Origin of the sequence: Tumebacillus lipolyticus (genome assembly GCF_042682745.1) — a bacterium.
GTDB classification, from domain to species: domain Bacteria; phylum Bacillota; class Bacilli; order Tumebacillales; family Tumebacillaceae; genus Tumebacillus_A; species Tumebacillus_A lipolyticus.
On sequence record NZ_JBHUIO010000010.1, the window covers coordinates 1 to 5452 of the forward strand.

The window sequence follows — 5452 nt, forward strand, 5'->3', positions numbered from 1 at the left end:
CTTCATAACACTCGTTTAGTTTTCAAGGATCAATCGTTTTGCTCTTTCGCGTCGGCCGCTCTCTCGCGGCGACAAGAGCTATCTTATCACGGTTCAACAGCTTGTCACAACCTAGATTCTCATCATATTTGCGATAAAGTCAACAAATACGACCATTCTGCTGAATAGACTCGTAGTACCTTTCTATTTTGTTCTCACACTCCTTCTCTCGCCGCCTTTTAAAACTGATCTGAGAATCTCGATAGGTTGCAACTGCTGTTCCTTGGAGATCATAAGAAGAGAAACCCACTTGAGGAGGTGTCACTTTGCTGCGCCCACGCCTGAGCAAACTGATCATCAAGCACTTTCGCTGCATCGGCTCCACCCCAGTCGTCATCGAACTGGATGATATCGTCGTGCTCGTCGGTCCGAACAACGCGGGGAAAAGTTCGATCCTGCGCGCCTACGAAGTCGTCATGTCTGAAGGTTCTCAAGCGGGCAGATTGACCCGCGACGATTTTCCAAACGGTGAGATTACGCCTGACACATTGCCGGAGATCGAACTGCACACCGTCGTGTACGACGATCCGCCTGGAAGGCGGTGGATTCAAATCGACCCACAGACTGGCGAGATGGTCGTCCGCGAAAAATGGATCTGGCCCGATGTGGGAGAACCGGTGCGCAGAGGCTTCGATGTGGAAAAAGGCGATTGGGCCGAGCAAGTGCCTTGGGGAGCGCCAAACGTCGCCAACGCCCGTCGCCCGCAACCGCACCGGGTGGATGCTTTCACCAATCCCAAGGAGCAGTCCGACAAGATTATGTCCATGCTCCTCTCCGTCCTCAATGAGCGGATCAAACAGACAGATTACACGCTTCTGCTTGAGAAGATGGCTGAGGTGCAGAAACTGATCGTCGAACAGTCCCACACGCAGATCGCAGCTGTGGAAGCGGGTGTCTCCGAACTGTTCAGCCAAGTCTTCCCCGATTACCAGATTCGCTTTGACGCTCGCCCTGAAGACGACTTGGACAAAGCGATCCAGTTTTTTAAAGTTCCGCAACTGCTGATGGGCCCGCGGGACGGCTTTCAAAGCACGATCGACCGCCAAGGCAGCGGTGCGCGGCGCACCATGCTTTGGGCCGCCCTTCGCTACATTTCGGAAAGCGGCTATGACAAACCCAAAGCCCGTAGCAAAAAAGCGATCGACTCACCAACTTCACGTCCGCACGTTCTGCTTCTGGATGAGCCGGAGCTGTGCTTGCATCCAAACGCGGTTCGAGAAGCTTGTCGCGTGCTCTACGATCTGCCGAAGACGGGTGAATGGCAAGTGATGGTGACCACTCATTCCCCCGCCTTTCTTGATCTTTCGCGCGACAATACGACGATCATTCGGGTCGAGCGCAGCACAGATGGAACGATCAAAGGCACCACTCTCTTTCGCCCCGAGCGCGCACAGCTGGACGAAGACGATAAACAGAAGCTCAAACTGCTCAACCTCTGCGATCCGCACGTTGGCGAGTTCTTCTTCGGCGGCAGCGTTCTCGTGGTCGAAGGCGATACCGAATATACCGCTTTCAAACATATCATCGCCGCCAAGCCAGAACAGTTCAGAGATGTTCATATCATCCGTGCGCGCGGCAAAGCGACCATCATCTCGCTGATCAAGATTTTGAATCATTTCGGGACGAGATACTCTGTTCTCCATGACAGCGACTCGCCGACGATCGTCACCCGCACAGGCAAAGAGATGGCCAATCCCGCTTGGGCGCACAACATCAAGATCTATCAAGAAGTTCAAAACCACCCCGATCCGTCCAAAGTGCGCCTGCTCGCCTCTGTCCCTAATTTTGAGTCTGCCTACTTTGGTCACGATGTTGATGGGGAAAAGCCCTATAATGCCTTGTTGGAAATGAGAAACCGTCCAACCTCCTTCGACAACCTTGACCATCTGCTGCAAGCTCTCCTCAACCACGACCTGACCGATCTGCCTGACAACTGTCTCGAATGGCACTCGCTTGATCAGCTCAAAGAAGCGGTGATCGCGAAGAAAACCCAATCCGCTTGACTGCGACCACGCGATTCTCCTCTTGAGCAGATCCAGCATAGCTAGCGTTCTTTCACCTGATGGTCATGGTGCGGGTGGAGCTTGGACTTGACCGATGCAGGTGCGACAAGCAAGTAAAACAATCCTGGCAGAAGAATTACCAAGCCGATGATCGCGTACGTTTGACGTGTCGTGAGATCTAAAACCGATGTAGACGCAAACAAGATCCCGAGCGGCATCGTAACTCGAAGAAAGAGCAATCGAACGGCACTCAGCTGTGTCAAACGATCCCGAGGTGCTTCACGCTGAAAAGCGGCTGCACTTTGTGCATTGAAAAGGGGAAACATGATGCCTCCGAACAGCTCACACATCCAGGCGAGCGGAATCGAGTGAACAAAAAACAGGAGGACGAACGAAAGACCTCCTCCGATCAAGCCGAGGTACATCGTTCGCTTCCCTTTCGGCAACCTCGCAAGCAGGAGCATCCCGAGCGCATACCCCACAGGGAACGCACCGGAAAAGATCGCGTATTCCCAAGCATGGCCTGCCAAATCTCCGCGAATAAAAGGTACGCTGATCACCATCGCCGCTCCCACTGCAAATTGCACAGTCGAGGAGAGAACGGTGAGCCGCAACAGGTGCCGGAATTGAAAAAATGTCCGATAGCCCTCTACTAGCTCTGCCCACCAAAACTTTCTCGTCCAAGTGGCAACCCGCTTGGTGCTCAACTGCGGGATGCGCGCAAGTGCGAAATAACTGAGGAGGAACATCAGAGCGGATAGCCCGTAGATCAAGTACATCGGGCTGAACAAGAGTAGCAAAGAAACCGCACCAGGGGCGAGAAAGCTCATCAATCGAATGGTAGCATCCAGTAAACCATTCGCATCCACAAGCTCTTTCTCGTTGCAGATTTCAGGTAGAAGTGAGAACGACAAGCTTGCGTAGATCGGTTGCACCAAGCCCAACAAGCATTGCAAGAGAATCAAACCGATAATCGTTCCCACATCCGTTCCGATCGCATACCCGATCAGCGGAAGCAGATAAGCACCAGCGCGAACCAATTGAATCTTTCGGATCATCTTCTCCTTGATAACATGGTTGAGGAAGGGAGCGCTGATGCCTTGCAGGATCAGAGAGGGAATAAAGTAGATGAGCCATAATGCTCCCATCCATTCTTTCGATCCTGTCAGCTCATACAGCAGCAACCCGTTGATGATCCCACCGGCCGCTCCGCCAAACTCTGATACGATTTCGCCTGCCCAAAGCGCTTTAAACGATGGAGAATACTTTTTCATCGTAGATCTCCGAGGTACTCGGCAAGACTTCTGGAAAAAGCTTGGATCTGAGCTGGATTTGCCGAATAGATCCCCTTCTCAACACGAATGAGCTTGGCCGCTTTTAAAAGGGAGAGATGATGATGTAGCGTCGTTTTCGAAGTGTTGAACTGCACGCTCATCTCAAGGAGCGATAAAGGTCCTTTTAGCAGCTGATAGAGCAGTTTTAGTCGAAGTTCATCCCCTAGCGCCTTATGTCCCCGAACTAAGTTGGTAGAAGGGGTGCCCGGCTCCAACAAATACTCTTCCTTTAGCGGATAGAAGAATAGCTTCGTCTCTGGTGTGCGCTTTTCTAAAATCCAAGGGCGGTAGGAGACATGCGGGATCAGTTTGACCGTCCAGACAGAAGGCTCGGGGAGATACTTGATTCCACCTGTAATTTTTTCGATTTCCTCAATAGGATTCGTGTGATCGACCGAGCTGTACTGCTTCTGTTCAAAAGCGAGCGCCTGCATCCACTTCTCCCACTCTTCCTGTTGGCTTACCCACTCGAACCATTCGTTCAATGTATGGTTGAACAGGTCGCACATCTCCTGAACCGAATAGTGACCCACATTGCGAACATAGCCGCCTAAGTATTCGTGTTGATCAAAGTGGGCCGCATACTGCTCAAACAAATCTACCTGATCGTGTTGAGCTGCGATCGTTTTTCGCAGAAGCTCCAGATCGCGATTCCCATATGGCAAAAGTGTTTCATAGAGGTGATCGTGTGGCAGTTGTGATAACTGGTTCGAAAAATCTTGAATCGATGTTGCAGAGAATTTGTCTTGAAGCATGATCATCGCGTGCCAAAAGTTGGTCTGCTCAATCCCTTTCAGATGCTGTACAAGCGATGCCGGCATTGAGTTTTGGTGCACTTTCCATTCTTCATCCAGATCAAACGTATGGCGAAGCTGGGTATGCGTGTACCCTGCAATGCCAAGAATTACTTCCCAAACAGGCGAGTATTCCACCTTCAGCGCAATCGTTTCGGTCTGCTGTGGCGATTCTAGGTGTCGCATCGAAATGCCTCCTCTTGCGATGTGCTTTTCTCCATTCTAAAACAAACGAATTTATAGTTCAACTTTTTTCGAATATTATCTTTTGATGCGTCACCATTTTTCACAACTCCTCCTCTATCAAGATCAGTTTTCCCTTGCACATAAAAAAGACCCGATCGTTCCGATCAGGTCTCAGCTTGCCTCACAACGTCTTACTTTTCAAAATTCCGCCGTCCATTTCCACAGTCCAATTACTGCGTCTTCACCTTTGTTTCTGAGTCTCTGCCTCACTTCGAACCTAGCAATCTTCTGTTTTTTGCATGGAGAAATAACATTCTGCTAGATCACCCCTTCTCCTGCGCGGCAGCAACACACTATGTCAAGCTGTGTGTGCTCCAAGCGCGTGTTTTCTCTCGCCCAAAGGTTCTACATTTACTTTCAACGTTTCGCCTGCACCTATACCCTAATCGGCTACGCTCCCAAGTACCAAATATTCGCTTTCGCTCCAGTGGCTCTCCGCTCCGTTTCAAACACGGAACTTTTTCTAGTGCCCTTTCGCATACAAAAAGAAAATGGCCCACTCTCTTTGCGCCTCGCAACGGCTTATTTTTGCAGAACGCTACGATTCAAATACCATCTCTCCGCTTTCGCCTCAGTGGTTCTCCACCCCGCTTTGAACGCGGCGCCCTTCCAACTCCCCTTTCACTTGCAAAAAGAAAAAGACCCGATCCTTTAAGTGCGTCTCACCGCGCCTAGCGGCAACTGACTCTTCCATAACACCACGATTTAAGTACCCGACCTTCGCTTTCGCTTCAGTGGTTCTCCGCACCGCATCGAACGCGGCGCCATTTCTATTCCCCTTTTTCAGGCAAATAAAAAAACCGATCTCTTAGATCGGATCTCATCACGCCTGCCGCCGTCCTACTCTTCCAAAGCGCCACCGTTCACTTATCATTTATCCACTTTCACCTCGGTGGTTCTCCACTCCGCTTCGAACGCGACGCCTCTTCTATTTCCATTTCGCATACAAATAAAAAAAGACCCGATCCTTCAGATCGGGTCTCATCACGCCTAGCGGCGACCTACTCTCCCAGGACCCTGCGGTCCAAGTACCATC

At 50.9% G+C, this 5452-nt stretch carries 3 protein-coding genes; 1 reads left to right on the top strand and 2 read right to left on the bottom strand.

Annotated features, from left to right (window positions below):
* The first annotated feature begins 305 nt into the window (after positions 1-305).
* A complete protein-coding gene (locus ACFSOY_RS16175; protein WP_386048376.1) occupies positions 306-2042 on the top strand; it encodes an ATP-dependent nuclease in 1737 nt (578 codons plus the stop codon).
* A 41-nt stretch (positions 2043-2083) separates the two neighbouring features.
* Here ACFSOY_RS16175 and ACFSOY_RS16180 read toward each other — a convergent pair whose 3' ends face one another.
* Entirely contained in the window at positions 2084-3316 is a 1233-nt protein-coding gene (locus tag ACFSOY_RS16180; protein ID WP_386048378.1) for an MFS transporter, read from the bottom strand.
* Positions 3313-4356 (bottom strand): ArsR/SmtB family transcription factor, encoded by a 1044-nt coding sequence (locus ACFSOY_RS16185; protein WP_386048380.1) that lies wholly within the window; start codon positions 4354-4356, stop codon positions 3313-3315. The genes ACFSOY_RS16180 and ACFSOY_RS16185 overlap by 4 nt, the downstream gene beginning before the upstream one ends.
* Positions 4357-5452 lie beyond the last annotated feature (1096 nt).

Excerpts from the sequence above, each read along its gene's own strand:
- ACFSOY_RS16180 (WP_386048378.1), bottom strand. The coding sequence starts at position 3,316 with ATGAAAAAGTATTCTCCATCGTTTAAAGCGCTTTGGGCAGGCGAAATC.
- ACFSOY_RS16185 (WP_386048380.1), bottom strand. The coding sequence starts at position 4,356 with ATGCGACACCTAGAATCGCCACAGCAGACCGAAACGATTGCGCTGAAG.